The sequence below is a fragment of the Pseudarthrobacter raffinosi genome (genome assembly GCF_023913735.1).
Taxonomy (GTDB): domain Bacteria; phylum Actinomycetota; class Actinomycetes; order Actinomycetales; family Micrococcaceae; genus Arthrobacter; species Arthrobacter raffinosi.
Genome location: NZ_JAMXBH010000001.1, coordinates 142,035 through 159,803 on the forward strand (window position 1 = coordinate 142,035; position 17,769 = coordinate 159,803).

The following is a 17,769-nucleotide window of genomic DNA, read 5'->3' on the forward strand; positions in this document are numbered from 1 at the left end:
CCCTCCCGGGCGGGCCCCAAGTGTCCGTTCGCGCTTAAAGGAGGGGCGCAGCCAAGACGACTTCTACTGGTTGGTAACAAATTCTCAACAATCTTCGGGATCCGGCGCCAATGTGGTAGCGGATGTGCTGCAGGCCACTAATGTTGGTTCTATCAGAGCGCTTCGGCGCAGTGCTGCGGACCGTCAGTGAAAACAGAATTTCAGGGTTGAAACAGACACTCATTGAATTCACGTCGTAGCGCCTCTCTCTTCATCCTGGAGGAATCTTGAAGACATCACTGCGTGCACACGTCAAGCGCGGTTCAGTTGCTAGCGTGGCCACCATGGGTGCTACCGCACTCCTGCTGACCAGTTGCGGTGCGCCGCCCGAAGCCGGCAGCCCCACCGCGACGGCCACAGACTACACCGGTTGCATCGTTTCCGACTCCGGCGGATTCGATGACCAGTCGTTCAACCAGTCCTCCTACGATGGACTGAAGAAGGCTGAGAAGGACCTGGGCATCAAGGTCAACCAGGTCGAGTCCAAGACCAACAACGACTATGAGCCAAACCTCCGTGCCATGGTTGCCGCTAACTGCGACCTCACCCTGACCATCGGCTTCCTGTTGGGTGACGCCACGAAGACCCAGGCCGCGGCAAACCCGGAGAGCCACTTCGCCATCATCGACTTCGGCTACGACACGCCCATCAGCAACGTCAAGCCCATCATCTACGACACCTCCCAGGCTGCGTTCCTGGCCGGTTACCTCGCTGCAGGCACCACCAAGACCGGAACCGTGGCCACCTTTGGCGGCATCAAGATCCCCACGGTCACCATCTTCATGGACGGCTATGCCGACGGCGTGAAGTACTACAACGAGAAGAAGGGCACCAGCGTCAAAGTCCTTGGCTGGGACAAAGCCTCACAGGACGGCAGCTTTACCGGTGACTTCGAAAAGCAGGACGTTGGCAAGCAGCTCACCCAGAACTTCCTGGACCAGGGCGCGGACATCGTGATGCCCGTAGCCGGTCCGGTGGGCAAGGGCGCCGGCGCAGCCCTGAACGAAGCGAAGGCGGCAGGCAAGGACGTCAAGATGATCTGGGTGGACTCCGATGGCTTCCTCACTGCACCGGAATACAAGGACATCATGCTGTCCTCGGTCATGAAGCTCATGGGCGAGGCCGTTGAGACCGTAGTGAAGGAAGACAAGGAAGGCAAGTTCACCAACACGCCCTACGTGGGCACATTGGCGAACGACGGCGTCCAGCTGGCACCGTTCCACAGCTTCGACTCCCAGGTCTCTGCCGATCTGAAGTCCGAGCTGGACCAGCTCAAGAAAGACATCGTCGACGGCAAGCTGAAGGTCGAGTCAGCAGCAAGTCCCAAGGTATAGGCATCCTCGCCAAGCGCCGCCCCCGGATGGTCTTCGACTGCCCGGAGGTGGCGCTTTGCGTTGCAATGCAGGCCTCCGCGCTACCGCCCACCCGAGGCTGCAGGCACTAGGCTGGTGCTGCAGCCTCCTATCCCGTCCGGTTCCTGTACGGACGCTTCGAGATTGGTCAGAGTTTTGAAACTTGAACTCAGAGGGATCACCAAACGCTTCGGCTCCCTGCTCGCCAACGACCACATTGACGTGGTGGTTGAACCCGGACAGATCCACTGTCTGCTGGGCGAGAACGGGGCCGGCAAGTCCACCCTGATGAATGTGCTGTATGGGCTCTACGAGCCCTCCGAGGGCGAGATCCTCATCGACGACAAACCGGTTTCGTTCCGCGGGCCCGGCGACGCCATGGCCGCCGGGATCGGCATGGTGCACCAGCACTTCATGCTGGTCCCCGTCTTCACCGTCGCGGAGAACGTGGCCCTTGGAGCCGAGACCACCAAGGCCGGCGGCTTCCTCAATCTGGAGGACACCCGCCGCAAGATCAAGCAGATTTCCGACCGCTACGGGTTCGACGTCGATCCCGACGCGCTGGTGGAGGACCTCCCCGTGGGTGTCCAGCAGCGTGTGGAAATCATCAAGGCACTGGTCCGCGACGCCAGGGTACTGATCCTGGATGAGCCCACGGCAGTGCTGACGCCCCAGGAAACGGACGAACTGCTGGACATCATGCGCCAGCTCAAGTCCAGCGGAACCTCGATTGTCTTCATCTCGCACAAGCTGCGTGAAGTGAAAGCCGTCTCGGACACCATCACCGTGATCCGCCGCGGCAAAGTTGTGGGTTCGGCCAGTCCTGGTGACTCCACAGCAGAGCTGGCCTCCATGATGGTGGGCCGCGCCGTCAGCCTCACGCTCGACAAAGCCCCCGCCAGCCCCAAGGAGAAGACTTTCCAGGTCAAGGACCTCACAGTCATTGCTCCGAACGGTCAGCACACCGTGGACGGCATCAGTTTCGACATTGCGCGCGGAGAGATCCTGGCGGTTGCGGGCGTCCAAGGCAACGGGCAGACCGAACTGACCGAAGCCATCCTCGGGCTGCAGGACCGCGTGCAGGGCTCCATTCTCCTGGACAACGTGGAGCTCGTGGGCCGCAGCGTGAAGGACGTCCTCAACGCCGGTGTCGGCTTCGTCCCGGAAGATAGGTCTGTCGATGGCCTGATCGGCACGTTCTCGATCGCCGAAAACCTGATCCTTGACCGTTACGATCAGCCACCGTTTGCCAAGGGCATCAGCATGAGCCCGGCAAAGGTCCTGGAGAACGCGAAATCGCGGATCGATGAGTTCGATGTCCGGACGCCCTCGGGCCTGCTGGCCGCCGGCACCCTCTCGGGCGGCAACCAGCAAAAGGTGGTCATGGCGCGGGAACTGTCCCGGCCGCTGCGCCTCTTTATCGCCTCCCAGCCCACCCGCGGCGTGGACGTCGGGTCCATCGAGTTCCTGCACAAGCGGATCGTGTCCGAACGTGACCAGGGCACACCGGTCATGATCATCTCCACCGAACTGGATGAGGTCATGGAACTCGCCGACCGTATCGCCGTGCTCTACAAGGGCAAACTTGTGGGAATCGTCCCCGCAGGCACCGGACGCGATGTCCTGGGCCTGATGATGGCAGGGATCTCCGCGGAAGACGCGGCCAGCGCAGACCATGCCGGCCCGGTGAAAGCTGACACACCGGCCACTGAAACGCCCCCGGCCGACACGAAGGATGCCGCTACCGCAGAACGCCGTGCAGCCTCCAGCCCCGAAGGAGGCGATCATGTCTGAAAAGCATCCCCCTAAACATGCTGACCAGCACCCGAAACCGCACCAGCCGACCCCGGCGGCGGACGAAACCGCCGCAGGGGTGGCCGTGGACACGGCCGGCGGCACCATCAGCCCTTCAGCCTTACCAGCCAGTGCCCAAAGCGGAAAGCTGCCCGGCGGGCCGGACACGCTGCTCCGGAAGATCTTCACCGGCAGCGGCATGGTCTCAGTCCTGGCGGTGCTGCTGGCACTCGTGATCGGCGGACTGCTCATTGCCGCCACGGACGAACGCGTCGGTGCCACGTCGTCGTACATTTTCGCCCGGCCCACCGATTTCCTTTCCGCGGTCTGGGACGCTGCCACCCGGTCCTATGTGGCGTTGTTCCAGGGGTCCGTCTTCAACCCGAGGGGTTCCAGCCTGGCCGCCCGGTTCGCACCCATGATGGAGACTCTCACCATCGCCACACCGCTCATCACGGCTGGCCTGGGCGTTGCCCTCGCGTTCCGGGCAGGCCTGTTCAACATTGGTGCCCAGGGCCAGATCATCATGGCAGGCATCCTGGCGGCCTGGGTTGGTTTTGCCCTGCACCTTCCCCTGGGCCTGCACCTGTTGCTGGTGCTGGTTGCGGGCATCATGGGCGGCGCTCTCTGGGGTGGCCTGGTTGGCCTTCTCAAAGCCAGGACAGGTGCCCACGAAGTCATCGTGACCATCATGTTCAACTACATCGCCCTTTACTTCCTGCGGTACCTGCTGAACACGCCGGCGTTCCAGCGCCCGGGGGAGTCGAACCCGATCTCGCCCATCCTGGATCCCACCGCGATCTACCCCCAGATTTTCGGCTCGCAGTACCGCCTGCACCTTGGCTTTGTCCTGGCCATCGCGGCCACCGTCCTGGTGTGGTGGCTGCTGAACCGCTCCACCGTCGGCTTTGAATTCCGGGCAGTCGGGGCCAACCCCAAGGCCTCGCTGACCGCCGGCATCAACGTCTCGCGATCCACCATCCTGGTCATGGCAATAGCCGGCGCACTCGCCGGAATGTCCGGAGTGGCCCAGGTGGCGGGCACGGAAAAGGTCCTGACAGACGGCGTCGCTGCAACGTACGGGTTTGACGCCATCACGGTGGCGCTGCTGGGACGTTCGACGCCGTGGGGCACCTTCGCTGCCGGCCTGCTGTTCGGCGCCTTCCGCGCCGGTGCCGTGCAGATGCAGATCCAGACCGGAACGCCCATCGACATCGTTCTGGTGGTCCAGTCGCTGATTGTCCTCTTTATCGCGGCCCCGCCGCTGGTGCGGGCAGTCTTCGGGCTGAACCCCCGCCGCAAGAAGCCGGCCAAGGCCGGCAAATCCCAGCAGGCAGCAACCACCGGAGGCGCAGCATGAGCGCAACAGCAACATCGCCCCTGCCGGGACGCGGAACGCCCGGAACATCGCCCCAGGCCGACGAGGCCCAGCCAACATCCGGCAAACCTGGGCTCTGGAAAACCCCCGTCCTGCTCTCGGCGCTGGGACTCGTCGCTTTTGTTTTCTTCGGCCTGATGGGATCAGCGCAGACCGCAAGGTTCGGAATTTCCACCGGCGGGGATTTCTTCCAGCTGCCCACGCTGGAGGTTCCTGCAATGCCGGGCGGCATCGTCCTCTCGGTCCTGATGCTTGGGCTGGCGGCCTATGCCGTCTATCTGAAGACCAAGGCCCGGCCCACTCCGGCCTGGCTGACCGTCACTTTTACGGTGCTGTTTGTGGCAGCCTTCCTCATCTGGGTGGTGGGCGGTGCCCGGACGCCCAGCATTTCGCTGGCCGGACTCATCGCCGGTTCGGTCACCCTGGCCGTCCCGCTGGTGTTCGGCTCTTTGTCCGGCGTGCTGTGCGAGCGGGTCGGGGTAGTCAACATCGCCATCGAAGGCCAACTCCTGGGCGGCGCCTTCACCGCGGCAATCGTGGCCAGCATTACGCAGAACCCCTTCGTGGGCCTGCTTGCGGCCGCTGTGGCCGGCGCGGCGGTGTCCATGGTGCTTGCGGTGTTCAGCATCAAGTACCTGGTCAACCAAATCATCGTCGGCGTGGTGCTCAACGTCCTGATTTCCGGCGTCACCGGCTTCCTGTTCAGCACTGTTATGCAGGCGGACAAAGCCAAGTTCAACTCACCGCCCGGCCTGGACATCGTCCAGATTCCCATCCTCTCCGGAATCCCGATCCTCGGCCCCATCCTGTTCAAGCAGTCGCTGGTTGGCTATCTGATGTACGTCGCCGTCATCGTTGTCTGGGTTGGGCTGTTCAAAACCAAGTGGGGCCTTCGGGTCCGCGCTGTGGGTGAACACCCGCAGGCAGCCGACACGATGGGCATCAAGGTCAACGCCACGCGCTTCTGGAACGTGACCCTGGGTGGTGCCATTGCAGGAATCGGTGGCTCGTTCTTCACGCTCGTGGCGATCGACAGCTTCACGAAGGAGATCTCCGGCGGACGAGGCTTCATCGCACTCGCCGCGCTGATCTTCGGACGCTGGAACCCGATCGGCGCGTTCTTCGCCGCCCTGCTGTTCGGCTTTGCAGACAACCTGCAGAGCATTGTGACCATCATCGGAACCCCGGTGCCGAGCCAGTTCATGGCCATGCTGCCCTACCTGGTGACGGTGCTGGCCGTGGCCGGGCTGGTGGGCAGGTCCCGGCCACCGGCAGCCAGCGGCATCCCGTATGTCAAGGGTTGACGGCCGTGGAACAGGATCGGGTTTCGCTTCCCATCGACTGGCAGGCCTTGGAGGCCGCGGCCGTGGACGCCATGAAAAACGCCTACACCCCGTATTCGAAGTTCCCGGTGGGGGCCGCGGCCTTCACCGAGGACGGGCGGCTGGTCAGCGGCTGCAACGTGGAGAACGCCAGCTACGGGCTCTCCCTGTGTGCTGAATGTGCCCTGGTGGGAAACCTGCACATGACCGGCGGCGGGTTGTTGCGCGCCTTCTACTGCGTAGACGCTGCGGGCAACGTGCTGATGCCGTGCGGCCGCTGCCGGCAGCTTCTCTATGAATTCCGCGCGCCTGACATGGAGCTTATGACCACCCAAGGCATCAAAACCATGGACCAGGTGCTGCCCGACGCATTTGGTCCCCAAAACCTGGAGGATCCAAGGTGACACAGGCAACTGAGGCATTCGACGCCGTCGACATCATCCGCACCAAGCGGGACCGGGGCGCCCTGAGCCCGGAGCAGATCGACTGGACCATTGACGCGTACACCCGCGGGGTCATCGCCGACGAACAGATGGCCGCGTTGAACATGGCCATCCTGCTCAACGGCATGGACCGCGCCGAAATTTCGCGCTGGACGGCGGCGATGATCGCCTCGGGCGAACGGATGGACTTCGGCGGCCTCCGGCGGCCCGACGGCGGTGTGAAGGCTACCAGCGACAAGCATTCCACCGGGGGAGTGGGGGACAAGATCACGCTGCCGCTGGCACCGCTGGTGGCAGTGTTCGGCGTGGCCGTGCCGCAGCTGTCCGGCCGCGGGCTGGGCCACACCGGCGGCACCCTGGACAAGCTGGAATCGATCCCCGGCTGGCGGGCGGCCCTGAGCAACGACGAAATGATGGCGCAGCTTCAGGACGTGGGCGCCGTGATCTGCGCTGCAGGGGCGGGGCTGGCGCCGGCGGACAGGAAGCTCTACGCACTGCGGGACGTCACCGGCACGGTCGAGGCGATCCCGCTGATCGCCTCCTCGATCATGAGCAAGAAGATCGCCGAAGGCACGGGGTCCCTGGTCCTGGACGTGAAGGTGGGTAGTGGAGCCTTTATGAAGGACGAGGTCCGGGCACGCGAACTGGCCGAAACCATGGTGGCCCTCGGCAAGGACGCGGGAGTGAACACCGTGGCGCTGCTGACCAACATGAACACCCCGCTCGGCCTCACCGCAGGCAACGCGATCGAAGTGGAGGAATCCGTGGAGGTCCTGGCCGGCGGCGGCCCGGAAGACGTCGTCGAACTCACCGTCCGGCTGGCCGAAGAAATGCTGGCCTGCGCTGGCGTACACGACGCCGATCCGCGCGCCGCGTTGAAGGACGGCCGGGCCATGGACGTCTGGAACCGGATGATCGAAGCGCAGGGCGGAGATCCGCGCGCCAAGCTGCCGGTCGCCAAGGAATCCGAGGTCATCTACGCCCCGGCCGACGGTGTCCTGGTAGGGCTCGATGCCTTGGCAGTGGGCGTTGCGGCGTGGCGCCTCGGCGCGGGACGTGCCCGCAAGGAAGACGCCGTCCAGGCCGGTGCAGGGATCCGCATGCATGCAAAGCCTGGTGCCACGGTCCGTGCCGGCGAGCCGCTGATGACGCTGCTCACGGACACGCCGGAAAAGTTCGCACGCGCCAAGGAATCTCTTGAACACGCCGTCACGGTTGCCCCGGAAGGGTCGCGCCCGGCCCAGCAGCTCATCATCGACCGAATAGCATAGGGACAATGCAGGCCATCAATGAATTCATCCTTGCCGCCGCCGGGCAGCCGTGGGTGCTCCTCCTTGTGCTGGCCTGCTGCCTGATCGACGGGTTTTTCCCGCCTATCCCCAGTGAATCCGTGGTGGTGGGGCTGGCCGCAGTGGCCGCCACCGCGGACGTCCCCAATCCCTGGCTGCTGATGGCCGTCGCGGGCCTGGGCGCCTTCTCAGGCGACAACATCGCGTATGTCATTGGCCGCCGGGTGGGTACCCGGCGCTGGCACTGGATGCGCGGACCGCGGATGCAAAGTGCCTTCCGATGGGCAGGAGACGAGCTGAGGAAGCGGCCGGCGTCGCTCATCCTGGTGGCGCGGTTCATCCCTATCGGAAGGGTTGCCGTTAACCTCACCGCGGGCGTGACCCACTATCACCACTTGCGTTTCGTCGGCCTGACGGTCCTTTCCGCCACGCTCTGGGCCTCCTACTCGGTGGGTATCGGGTTGTTCTTCGGCCAGTGGTTCGAGAACAACCATCTGCTCGGCGCGGCCATCGCAATCGTCTGCGCCGTGGGCCTTGGAATCGTGGTGGATCTGATCATTAACCGCATCCGGGGAAAGGTTCCTGTGGTGGAGCGCCTGAAGGATCCGGAACCCTAGGGTTTGCGGCGTCCGTGCGTAGCGGGCAGGGTCCCGGGCATGGGACACTGAAGAGCGACTTACGTCACTTCCGGCTGCATCATTTCGTCTAGGAGCAAGACCCGCGTGGAGTTTATTAATGAGGCCGTGCTCCATGCAGCGGGCCAATGGTGGATTTACCCGGTCCTTCTGGTGTTCTTCTTCATCGACGGCTTTGCCATGGTGGTCCCCAGTGAGACGCTGATTGTGGCGTTGGCCGCGTTTTCCCGGCACAGCGGTGAACCGAATCTCTGGATCCTGGGCGCGACAGCTCTGGTCGGTGCCATCGCCGGTGACAACATGGCCTTTATGCTCGGCCGCAGGATCGGCCTCAACCGCTGGAAGTGGATGCGGCGTCCCAAAGTGCAGAAGGCCTTCGGCTGGGCACGGTATGAACTCGAAAAACGCGGCGCCGTCCTGATCTTCACGGCGCGCTATATTCCCTGGGGCCGGGTGGCGGTCAACTATGTGGCCGGCAGTACCGGCTTCGCGCACCGCCGGTTCTTCCTGCTGGATGCCTTCGCCTGCATCACGTGGGTGGGGTACTCCATCGGCATCGGGATCCTGGCCAGTTCGTTCCCCTGGCTCCACCACAACCCGCTGCTCAGCGCAGGCATTGCCGTGGTGTTCGCGATCGTGCTGGGCATCCTGATCGACCACCTCCTGCGCTGGTGGCACAAGCACCTGGCCCGCAATGACGCCGAAACTGTGGATGAATGGCTCGACGGCGGCCCGGAAGGTGCCCTGCCCGCGCACACCGCGGCTTCGCCGCTGCTGGCGTCCTCCCCGGCTGAGGCTGAGCAGCGCGGACAGTAGCGGCTGGCATAAGCCGCTTCCCGACCCTAAGGTTGGAAGGTGACTGAGCCTATTGTTGACGCTGCCCCTGCCATCGATTTCGACCTGAAGAGCCTGCCTAAGGTTTCGCTCCACGACCACCTGGACGGTGGTCTCCGTCCAGCCACCATCATCGAACTGGCCGAGGCCGTTGGCCACACGTTGCCCTCTACCGATCCGGTGGCCCTGGGCGAGTGGTTCCGCGAGTCCGCGGACTCCGGCTCGCTGGTCCGCTACCTGGAGACGTTCGACCACACAGTCGCCGTGATGCAGACCAAGGAAGGCCTCATCCGCGTCGCCAAGGAATTCGTGGAGGACCTCGCGGACGACGGCGTGGTGTACGGCGAAGTGCGCTGGGCACCGGAGCAGCACCTCCAGAAGGGCCTGTCCCTGGACGAGGTTGTTGAAGCAGTCCAGGATGGCCTCGAAGCCGGCGTGGACGCCGTGACCGAAAGCGGCCGCGAAATCCAGGTGGGTCAGCTGATCACCGCCATGCGCCACGCAGACCGTGGCCAGGAAATCGCGGAACTGGCTGTCCGCCACCGCAACAAGGGCGCTGTGGGCTTTGACATCGCCGGGGCTGAAGACGGCTTCCTCCCGTCCCGGTTCAAGGACGCCTTCACGTACCTCGCCCAGCACAACTTCCCCGCGACGGTACACGCCGGCGAGGCCGCCGGACTCGAAAGCATCCAGTCCGCCCTCGTTGACGGCCGGGCACTGCGCTTGGGCCACGGCGTCCGCATCGCCGAGGACATCATGGTGGAGTTCGACGACGAAGACGACGACAGCACGGTGAGCGACGAGGACAGCATCGGCCTGGTCACCTTGGGCGACCTGTCCAGCTGGATCCGCGACCGCGGCATCGCCCTGGAGATCTGCCCGTCATCGAACCTCCAGACCGGAGCGATCGCCGGTTTCGGCGAGGGCATCGAGAGCCACCCGCTGGACATGCTGTACCAGCTGGGCTTCAACGTCACCATCAACACCGACAACCGGCTGATGAGCGGCGTCACCCTGACGGACGAGTTCGAACTCCTCGTGGAAACCTTCGACTACGACCTCGACGATCTGCTGGAGCTCACGCTGAACGCTGCCGAGGCCTCCTTCCTGCCGCTTGAAGAGAAGGAAGCGTTGGTGGAGTACATCAACGACGCCTACGACAACCTTGGCTGAGCAGGCTCCCATCGACAGGCTGGTCGCTGTCGTAGCCCAGCTGCGGGAGCACTGCCCGTGGATGGGCGCCCTCACTCATGCCTCGCTGGTGGAGTACCTCCTAGAGGAGGCCTTTGAGGTTGCCGAGACCATCGAGACCGGCGCGGATGACGCCGAGCTTCGCGGCGAACTGGGCGATGTGCTGCTTCAGGTAGTGCTGCACGCCCGGCTCGCCGAGGAGTGCGGCACGTTCACGTTCGACGACGTCGCCCGCGGGCTGAGTGCCAAAATGGTCCGCCGCAATCCCCATGTCTTCCGGCCTGACGGCACGCTGCAGGACACCTTCCCTGCCTCGGTGGCCGAGATTGTCCGGAAGTGGGACGCCGTGAAGACTGCGGAACGTCCGGAGCGAACGGGGCCCTTTGAAGGGATCCCGGACGCGCTGCCGGCCCTGGCGAAGGCGCAGAAGTTCCTTGACCGGGCCGAGCGGGCCGGAACTGTGGTTGAGCTTGCGGAAACCCCGGAAGTCGAAACCGCAACGACGGAGGAGGAGCTCGGCGACCTGCTGCTCGCCGTCGTCGGCTCTGCCCGTGCCAAGGGATTCGACGCCGAACGGGCCCTCCGGGGCGCCATTCGGCGCCAGTTCGCGTCGCCATCATGACGTCCGGGTGATGGATAGGGTTCCGTAACCTGCACCACTCTCGACTAGGCTTGGTCCCTGACGAGGACGTCCCAGATTTAACGCTTTTTCCAGCTGTTCGTTCCCCCAAAATCGCCCATAAGGAGCACATCCATGGCGCTTATCGATGCCATCCACGCCCGCGAAATCCTCGATTCCCGCGGAAACCCGACCGTAGAAGTTGAAGTACTGCTCTCCGATGGCCAGATCGGCCGCGCGGCAGTACCCTCCGGTGCCTCCACCGGTGAGCACGAGGCTGTTGAGCTCCGTGACGGAGACAAGGGACGTTACCTCGGCAAGGGTGTCCAGAAGGCCGTTGACGCTGTCATCGACCAGATCGCTCCGGCACTGACCGGCTTCGACGCCACCGACCAGCGCAGCATCGATCAGGCCATGATTGACCTGGACGGCACGCCCAACAAGGCCAAGCTCGGCGCCAACGCCATCCTGGGCGTTTCGCTGGCCGTTGCCAACGCCGCTGCCGCCTCAGCAGACCTGCCGCTGTACAAGTACCTGGGCGGCCCCAACGCGCACGTCCTGCCGGTTCCGCTGATGAACATCCTCAACGGTGGCTCGCACGCCGACTCCGACGTGGACATCCAGGAATTCATGATCGTCCCGATCGGCGCCGAGACCTTCTCCGAGGGCCTCCGCTGGGGCGTCGAGGTCTACCACAACCTCAAGTCCGTCCTGCAGGCCAAGGGCCTGTCCACCGGCCTGGGTGACGAAGGCGGCTTCGCGCCTAACCTGCCGTCCAACCGTGCTGCGCTGGACCTGATCCAGGAAGCCATCACGAACGCCGGCTACACCCCGGGCAAGGACATCGCACTGGCACTGGACGTCGCCTCCTCCGAGTTCTTCAAGGACGGCGCCTACCAGTTCGAGGGCAAGGCACTGTCCGCCACCGAGATGAGCGCCTACTACGCCGAGCTCGTGGCCGACTACCCGCTGGTTTCCATCGAGGATCCCCTGGACGAGAACGACTGGGACGGCTGGAAGACCCTCACCGACAGCATTGGTGACAAGGTCCAGCTCGTCGGCGATGACCTTTTCGTCACCAACCCGGCCATCCTGCAGCGCGGCATCGACACCAAGACCGCCAACTCGCTGCTGGTCAAGGTCAACCAGATCGGTTCACTGACCGAAACGCTGGACGCCGTCAGCCTGGCCCAGCGCGCCGGTTACACCACCATCACCTCGCACCGCTCCGGCGAGACCGAGGACACCACCATCGCCGACATCTCGGTGGCCACCAACGCCGGCCAGATCAAAACCGGTGCCCCGGCACGCTCGGAGCGCGTTGCCAAGTACAACCAGCTCCTGCGCATCGAAGAAGAACTCGACGACGCCGCACGCTACGCCGGCCGCAGCGCTTTCCCGCGTTTCAAGGGCTAGTAGCCGCGTAAACCTCTGACCGGTGGCTATGGTTGAAAGACCATAGTCACCGGTTTTTGTTTAGCCGGCATTGATTGAGCCGGCATCAAGCGCAGAGTTGCGGCCAGAGGCAGGCCGCACGATTCAGGAGTGTCATGGCCACCCGCCGTCCCAAAGTTCCCAAAGCCGCTTCGAGGCATCAGGCCACCACGGACCCAGCCACGGAAGACGCCGGCGTCATCCGCGCCGATTTTGGCGGTACAGCCAGCAGCGCAAAGGGCGGGAGCAAGGACAAAACCGGCCCGGCGTTCAGCGCCGGAACATCCGCATCGGACACCAGGCTCCCGGCAAGCAAAGGGCAGGGGAGCGGCCGCAGCGGTAACGCCGCGGGCAAGAAACCGACGCCTGACACCACGCAGGATGACAGCCAGCCGGTGCCCGCCAAGGCGTTCTCCGGCCGCATGCTGGCACTGGCGGTGGTCATGATTGCCATCACCATCATGCTGGCACCCACCGTGAAGATCTTCTTCGACAAACGGGCGGAGCTCGCCGCCCTCAGCGCCGATATTGCCGCCCGCCAGGCCGAGCAGGACGGCCTGCGGCAGCAGATCTCACGGTGGCAGGATCCGAACTACGTGAAACAGCAGGCCCGCGACCGCATTAACATGGTTATGCCGGGTGAATCCGGCTACTGGGTCTTCGGTGGCGATCTGCCGGCCGGAACAAGCAGTAGCCTGACCGCCACAGCAGCACAAGACCCCGCCGATCTGCCGTGGGTGGATTCCCTGTGGGAGTCCATCAGGCGTGCGGCCACAGACTGAACAGCTAGAGGAAGGATGGCCCGCGCCAGTGGAAGAAAACACGGCGACTGCGCCGGAGAAGTCCCGCCAGCCATCAGCACACGATCTTGAAGTACTCAGCAGGCAGTTGGGACGGCCGGTGCGCGATGTGGTGGAAATCCCGGCGCGCTGCGTCTGTGGCAACCCCCTCGTCGCCGCCACCGCACCGCGGCTGAGCAGCGGGACGCCGTTTCCCACCACGTTTTATCTGACGCACCCCGTCATCACGTCGGCGGTTTCCAGGCTGGAAGCTGCCGGGCTGATGAACGACATGAATGAGCGCCTGAGCGCCGATGAGCCCCTCGCGGCCGCCTACCGTGCGGCGCACGAGGACTATCTCGGAGCCCGCGCGGCCATCGGCGAGCGTTCCGGCATCGGCGCCGTCCCGGAGATTGACGGCATCTCCGCCGGCGGCATGCCCACCCGGGTCAAATGCCTCCACGTCCTGGTGGGCCACTCCCTCGCGGCAGGTCCCGGCGTGAACCCGCTGGGGGATGAGGCCATTGCCGGCATCAGTGAATGGTGGACAACGGACCGCTGCTACTGCGACGGCGCCTGGGACACCGCAGGGGAGGCCCCGTCAAAGGATCTCAGCCGCCACGGACCCCAAGGCCTGCCGGAGATCGTGGGCCGGCCCGCTCCGGTCCGCAAGACAGCAAGCGCTGACGGGGCAGGGGCATGACCCGCGTCGCCGCCATCGACTGCGGCACGAACTCGCTCCGCCTGCTCATCGCCGACATCGACCGCAGCACCGGGACAGCGAAGCTCACCGACGTTGTCCGCGAAATGCGGGTTGTCCGGCTGGGCCAGGGCGTGGACGCCACCGGCGAACTTGCCCCTGAGGCACTGGAGCGCACCTTCGCGGCCACAGGGGATTACGCAGCCATGATCCGTGAGTATGGCGCCGAGTCCATCCGTTTTGTGGCAACCTCGGCCAGCCGGGACGCGCGCAACCGCCAGGTTTTTGTGGACGGAATCCGGGAACTGCTGGGCGTTGAGCCGGAGGTTATCTCGGGCGATGAAGAAGCTGCCCTGTCGTTCGCCGGGGCCAGCAGCGTGCTGCCCATCCTTGACGGCGAGCAGGTGCTGGTGGTGGACCTCGGCGGCGGCAGCACGGAGTTCGTCCTCGGAACCTCCGACGGCGTCACGGCCGCCAAGTCCGTGGATGTCGGCTGCGTCCGCCTGACCGAACGGCACCTGCAGGACGATCCGCCCACGGCGGAGCAGATCGCCGCCGCGGAAGCCGACATCGACGCCGCCATCGCCCGGGCGGGGCTGGACGTTCCGCTGGAACGCGCCACAGCCGTCGTCGGGGTGGCCGGCTCGATCACCACCATCACCGCCCATGCCCTGCGGCTTACGGAGTACTCGCCGGCGGCGATCCACGGGACGGAATTGTCCATCGGCACCATCACCGAAGCCGCTACTGACCTCCTCCACATGACCAGGCGAGAACGTGCCGAACTGGCGTACATGCACCCCGGCCGCGTCGACGTAATGGGCGCCGGCGGGCTGGTGTGGCGGCGCATCCTGGAGCGGCTGAATGAACTCACCGCGGGCCGGATCGTCACGGCCACGGCCAGTGAACACGATATTCTTGACGGAATTGCCCTGAGCATCCACTAACCAGGCCTTCAGCCAACCAAAGCATGGGAACCCACATGACCAGAGCAACAGCACGGTTCCGCCGGGCCGCGTCAGCTCTCCTGGCGATGACCCTTGCAGGCGTCAGCGTGGCCGCAGGACTGACCCTGGCGCCCGCGGCCATGGCCGACGCTGAACGGGACAAGCAGTACTGGCTTGGCGAAGCCGGAATTACGAAGGCCTGGGAAGTTTCCAAGGGCGCCGGAGTCAAGATCGCGGTGATCGACAGCGGTGTGGATGCCCAGCACCCTGACCTGAAGGGCGCCGTCACCGGAGGCTTCGACGCGTCCGGGGCCGGCAGCCCCAACGGGCAGAAAAGCCTGGGGGTCAAGCCGGAACACGGGACCCTGGTAGCCACCATCCTGGCCGGCCGCGGCCACCAGCCCGCCGGCGCCACCGCTTCGCCCAGTCCCGGCCCCGCTGCCGCAGGCGGACCGGACGGCATGATTGGCGTGGCTCCTGAAGCTGAGATCCTGTCCGTGTCAACGTGGCTGGGATCGGCCAACCCCGCGGGAAAGAGCGATCAGGACCAGATCCCGGAAGCGGTCCGTTGGGCCGTGGACAACGGGGCCAAAGTCATTAACATTTCGCTGGGCAGCGCCACGCCGCAGTGGCCCCAGAGCTGGGACGCTGCCTTCCTCTATGCCGAGCAGAAGGATGTGGTGATCGTGGCCGCCGCCGGAAACCGGATAGGCGGCAACCTCCAGGTCGGGGCTCCCGCCACCATCCCCGGCGTCCTCACCGTCGCCGGCCTGGACCGCAAGGGTACAGCGAGCGTCGACTCGTCCTCCCAGGGGATCAGCATCGGTGTGGCGGCCCCGGCTGAAAACCTGCTGGGCGGGCTGCCGGGCGGCGGCTACGCAGAATGGGCGGGAACATCCGGAGCTGCCCCGATCGTTGCCGGTGTGGCCGCACTCATCCGTTCCAAGTGGCCGGAGATGAGCGCCAAGCAGGTCATCAACCGGATCGTCAGCACGGCCAAGGATGCCGGTCCTGCCGGAAAAGACCCGCTGTACGGCTTTGGCGTGCTGAACGCCGAGGCCGCCCTGAAGGACTCCGTCCCGGAAGCCGCCGCCAACCCGCTCGGCTCCATCTCGGACTGGATCCGCGTGCACCGCCGCGGCAACCTTGGTGCGCCGGCACCGGTGCCCACCGACGAAGTGGCCAGTGCCGTTCCCACGCTGCCCGAGCCCACTGTGCCCGCGGCGGAGGCGCCCTCACAGCGTGACAGTGCCGTTGGCGCCGCCGTCGTGATCGGTTCAGTGATCCTCTTTGTGGTGATCATCGGGGCAGCAGTCCTCCAGCTGCGGAGGGCTGCCCGAAACCCCGGAGCGGCGCGCGAGGAACCCGATACCGGCGCGTTCCAAACCGTTGATTCAGGCGGCAAATCGTAGTTAGTGAAGATTTTCACAAACTGTTGTATCCTTAAATCATGGCAACCACCCCAGAGCTCCAGGACCGTCCCAGGGTACTCGTCGTCGGCGGCGGGTACGTCGGCCTGTACGTAGCACTCAAACTGCAGAAGAAGATCGCGAATGCCGGTGGCATCGTCACCCTCGTGGATCCACTGCCCTACATGACTTACCAGCCCTTCCTGCCCGAAGTGGCCGGCGGCAACATCGAGGCCCGCCACGCGGTGGTCTCGCACCGCCAGCACCTGAAGCAGACTGAACTCATCCAGGGCAGCGTCACCTCGATCGACCACGCCAACCGCACCGCCGTCGTGGCGCCCGCGGACGGCGGAGAGCACATCGAGATCCCCTACTTCGACATCGTGGTGGCCGCAGGCGCCATCACCCGCACGTTCCCCATCAAGGGCCTGGCGGACAAGGGCATCGGCCTGAAGACCATCGAAGAGGCTGTGGCCCTTCGAAACAAGGTGCTGGAGCGCCTCGAGGCCGCGTCCACCATCGCGGACCCCGCTGCCCGCGCCAAGGCACTGACATTCGTGGTTGTCGGTGGCGGCTTCGCCGGCATCGAGTGCATCACCGAAATGGAAGACCTGGCCCGCGCCGCGGTCAAGAACAACCCCCGCATCCGCCAGGAAGAAGTACGCTTCGTCCTGGTTGAAGCCATGGGCCGCATCATGCCGGAGGTCACGGCACCGCAGGCCGAATGGGTTGTGGAGCACCTCCGCAGCCGCGGCATCGAGGTTCTGCTGAACACCTCCCTGGACAGCGCTGAGGGCTCCCTGAAGCTCATCAACCTCCCGGACAAGTCCCTCGCCCAGGAATTCGAAGCCGATACCCTCGTCTGGACTGCCGGCGTGCAGGCCAACCCGATGATCCGCTCCTCCGACTTCCCGCTGGAACCCCGCGGCCGCGTCCGCGTTCTGCCGGACCTCCGCATCGCCGGTGATGAAGGCATCATTGACAACGCCTGGGCCGCCGGCGACATCGCCGCCGTGCCGGACCTCACGGGCAGCGGCCTGCCGGACGGCACCTGCGTCCCGAACGCCCAGCACGCACTTCGCCAGGCCAAGCGTCTCGCCAAGAACCTGTGGGCTTCGCGCTGGGACAAGCCGCTGAAGGACTACAAGCACAAGAACCTGGGTGCTGTGGCCGGCTTCGGCGAGTGGAAGGGCGTTGCCAACATCAACATCCTGGGCCGCATCGGCCTCAAGGGCCCGCTCGCGTGGCTGGCACACCGCGGCTACCACGGTATGGCCATGCCCACCATGGAGCGCAAGGTCCGCGTCATCATGGGTTGGATCCTCGCGTTCTTTATGGGCCGCGACACCACCCAGCTGATCGACCTCGACAACCCGCGCGGTGCCTTCGTGGCCGCTGCCACACCGGCTCCCAAGCCGGCTGCGGCTGCTCCTGCCCCGGCGGCCAGCGCGCCCGAGGCATCCGCCGGAGCGGCAAAGCCCGGCTCCGCCGAGGCCACCAGCGTGGACCCCAAGCAGTCGGTCACCGCGGACGCCAAGTAACACCGGCATCTCGAACCAGCATTTGTAACGCCCGACGGCGGCTGTCCCCTTGAGGGATAGCCG

Annotated in this window: 16 protein-coding genes; all 16 read left to right on the forward strand. The window is 65.1% G+C overall.

The window, feature by feature from the left end; translation table 11 throughout:
• Positions 1 to 266 precede the first annotated feature (266 nt).
• The 16 genes from NG698_RS00650 (at position 267) to NG698_RS00725 (ending at position 17,706) form a co-directional block, all read left to right on the forward strand.
• Positions 267 to 1,373 carry a BMP family lipoprotein gene (locus NG698_RS00650; RefSeq protein WP_445260430.1) on the forward strand — a complete coding sequence of 369 codons (1,107 nt, stop codon included), beginning with the start codon at positions 267 to 269 and terminating at the stop codon, positions 1,371 to 1,373.
• 174 nt (positions 1,374 to 1,547) lie between these two features.
• Positions 1,548 to 3,185: an ABC transporter ATP-binding protein gene (locus tag NG698_RS00655; protein ID WP_252602434.1), complete on the forward strand. Its 1,638-nt coding sequence runs from the start codon at positions 1,548 to 1,550 to the stop codon at positions 3,183 to 3,185.
• The gene (locus tag NG698_RS00660) at positions 3,178 to 4,545 is read left to right on the forward strand and encodes an ABC transporter permease (RefSeq protein WP_252607795.1); all 1,368 of its coding nucleotides are present in this window, start codon (positions 3,178 to 3,180) and stop codon (positions 4,543 to 4,545) included. Before NG698_RS00655 ends, NG698_RS00660 begins: the two co-directional genes overlap by 8 nt.
• Entirely contained in the window at positions 4,542 to 5,867 is a 1,326-nt protein-coding gene (locus tag NG698_RS00665) for an ABC transporter permease (protein WP_252607796.1), read from the forward strand. The genes NG698_RS00660 and NG698_RS00665 overlap by 4 nt, the downstream gene beginning before the upstream one ends.
• The gene (locus NG698_RS00670; protein WP_374209955.1) at positions 5,864 to 6,289 is read left to right on the forward strand and encodes a cytidine deaminase; all 426 of its coding nucleotides are present in this window, start codon (positions 5,864 to 5,866) and stop codon (positions 6,287 to 6,289) included. Before NG698_RS00665 ends, NG698_RS00670 begins: the two co-directional genes overlap by 4 nt.
• Complete coding sequence (locus NG698_RS00675; RefSeq protein WP_252607797.1) at positions 6,286 to 7,599, forward strand: thymidine phosphorylase; 1,314 nt, start codon at positions 6,286 to 6,288, stop codon at positions 7,597 to 7,599. Before NG698_RS00670 ends, NG698_RS00675 begins: the two co-directional genes overlap by 4 nt.
• Positions 7,600 to 7,604: 5 nt before the next feature.
• Entirely contained in the window at positions 7,605 to 8,234 is a 630-nt protein-coding gene (locus NG698_RS00680; protein ID WP_252607798.1) for a DedA family protein, read from the forward strand.
• Between the two features lie 105 nt (positions 8,235 to 8,339).
• Positions 8,340 to 9,068 carry a DedA family protein gene (locus tag NG698_RS00685; protein WP_252602417.1) on the forward strand — a complete coding sequence of 243 codons (729 nt, stop codon included), beginning with the start codon at positions 8,340 to 8,342 and terminating at the stop codon, positions 9,066 to 9,068.
• A 39-nt stretch (positions 9,069 to 9,107) separates the two neighbouring features.
• Entirely contained in the window at positions 9,108 to 10,259 is a 1,152-nt protein-coding gene (locus NG698_RS00690; RefSeq protein WP_252602415.1) for an adenosine deaminase, read from the forward strand.
• A 61-nt stretch (positions 10,260 to 10,320) separates the two neighbouring features.
• Positions 10,321 to 10,899: a MazG nucleotide pyrophosphohydrolase domain-containing protein gene (locus NG698_RS00695; protein WP_252602444.1), complete on the forward strand. Its 579-nt coding sequence runs from the start codon at positions 10,321 to 10,323 to the stop codon at positions 10,897 to 10,899.
• A gap of 132 nt (positions 10,900 to 11,031) precedes the next feature.
• Positions 11,032 to 12,312: a phosphopyruvate hydratase gene (eno, locus tag NG698_RS00700; RefSeq protein WP_056343550.1), complete on the forward strand. Its 1,281-nt coding sequence runs from the start codon at positions 11,032 to 11,034 to the stop codon at positions 12,310 to 12,312.
• A 134-nt stretch (positions 12,313 to 12,446) separates the two neighbouring features.
• Positions 12,447 to 13,112 (forward strand): FtsB family cell division protein, encoded by a 666-nt coding sequence (locus NG698_RS00705; RefSeq protein WP_252607799.1) that lies wholly within the window; start codon positions 12,447 to 12,449, stop codon positions 13,110 to 13,112.
• A 28-nt stretch (positions 13,113 to 13,140) separates the two neighbouring features.
• Positions 13,141 to 13,812 carry a DUF501 domain-containing protein gene (locus tag NG698_RS00710; protein WP_252602411.1) on the forward strand — a complete coding sequence of 224 codons (672 nt, stop codon included), beginning with the start codon at positions 13,141 to 13,143 and terminating at the stop codon, positions 13,810 to 13,812.
• The gene (locus NG698_RS00715; protein WP_252607800.1) at positions 13,809 to 14,756 is read left to right on the forward strand and encodes a Ppx/GppA phosphatase family protein; all 948 of its coding nucleotides are present in this window, start codon (positions 13,809 to 13,811) and stop codon (positions 14,754 to 14,756) included. Before NG698_RS00710 ends, NG698_RS00715 begins: the two co-directional genes overlap by 4 nt.
• A 35-nt stretch (positions 14,757 to 14,791) precedes the next feature.
• Complete coding sequence (locus NG698_RS00720; protein ID WP_252602407.1) at positions 14,792 to 16,168, forward strand: S8 family serine peptidase; 1,377 nt, start codon at positions 14,792 to 14,794, stop codon at positions 16,166 to 16,168.
• Positions 16,169 to 16,206: 38 nt separating this feature from the next.
• Positions 16,207 to 17,706 (forward strand): NAD(P)/FAD-dependent oxidoreductase, encoded by a 1,500-nt coding sequence (locus NG698_RS00725; RefSeq protein WP_252607801.1) that lies wholly within the window; start codon positions 16,207 to 16,209, stop codon positions 17,704 to 17,706.
• Positions 17,707 to 17,769: the final 63 nt, after the last annotated feature.

Excerpts from the sequence above, each read along its gene's own strand:
- NG698_RS00660 (WP_252607795.1), top strand. The coding sequence starts at position 3,178 with ATGTCTGAAAAGCATCCCCCTAAACATGCTGACCAGCACCCGAAACCG.
- NG698_RS00665 (WP_252607796.1), top strand. The coding sequence starts at position 4,542 with ATGAGCGCAACAGCAACATCGCCCCTGCCGGGACGCGGAACGCCCGGA.
- NG698_RS00680 (WP_252607798.1), top strand. The coding sequence starts at position 7,605 with ATGCAGGCCATCAATGAATTCATCCTTGCCGCCGCCGGGCAGCCGTGG.
- NG698_RS00695 (WP_252602444.1), top strand. The coding sequence starts at position 10,321 with ATGGGCGCCCTCACTCATGCCTCGCTGGTGGAGTACCTCCTAGAGGAG.
- eno (WP_056343550.1), top strand. The coding sequence starts at position 11,032 with ATGGCGCTTATCGATGCCATCCACGCCCGCGAAATCCTCGATTCCCGC.
- NG698_RS00705 (WP_252607799.1), top strand. The coding sequence starts at position 12,447 with ATGGCCACCCGCCGTCCCAAAGTTCCCAAAGCCGCTTCGAGGCATCAG.
- NG698_RS00715 (WP_252607800.1), top strand. The coding sequence starts at position 13,809 with ATGACCCGCGTCGCCGCCATCGACTGCGGCACGAACTCGCTCCGCCTG.
- NG698_RS00720 (WP_252602407.1), top strand. The coding sequence starts at position 14,792 with ATGACCAGAGCAACAGCACGGTTCCGCCGGGCCGCGTCAGCTCTCCTG.
- NG698_RS00725 (WP_252607801.1), top strand. The coding sequence starts at position 16,207 with ATGGCAACCACCCCAGAGCTCCAGGACCGTCCCAGGGTACTCGTCGTC.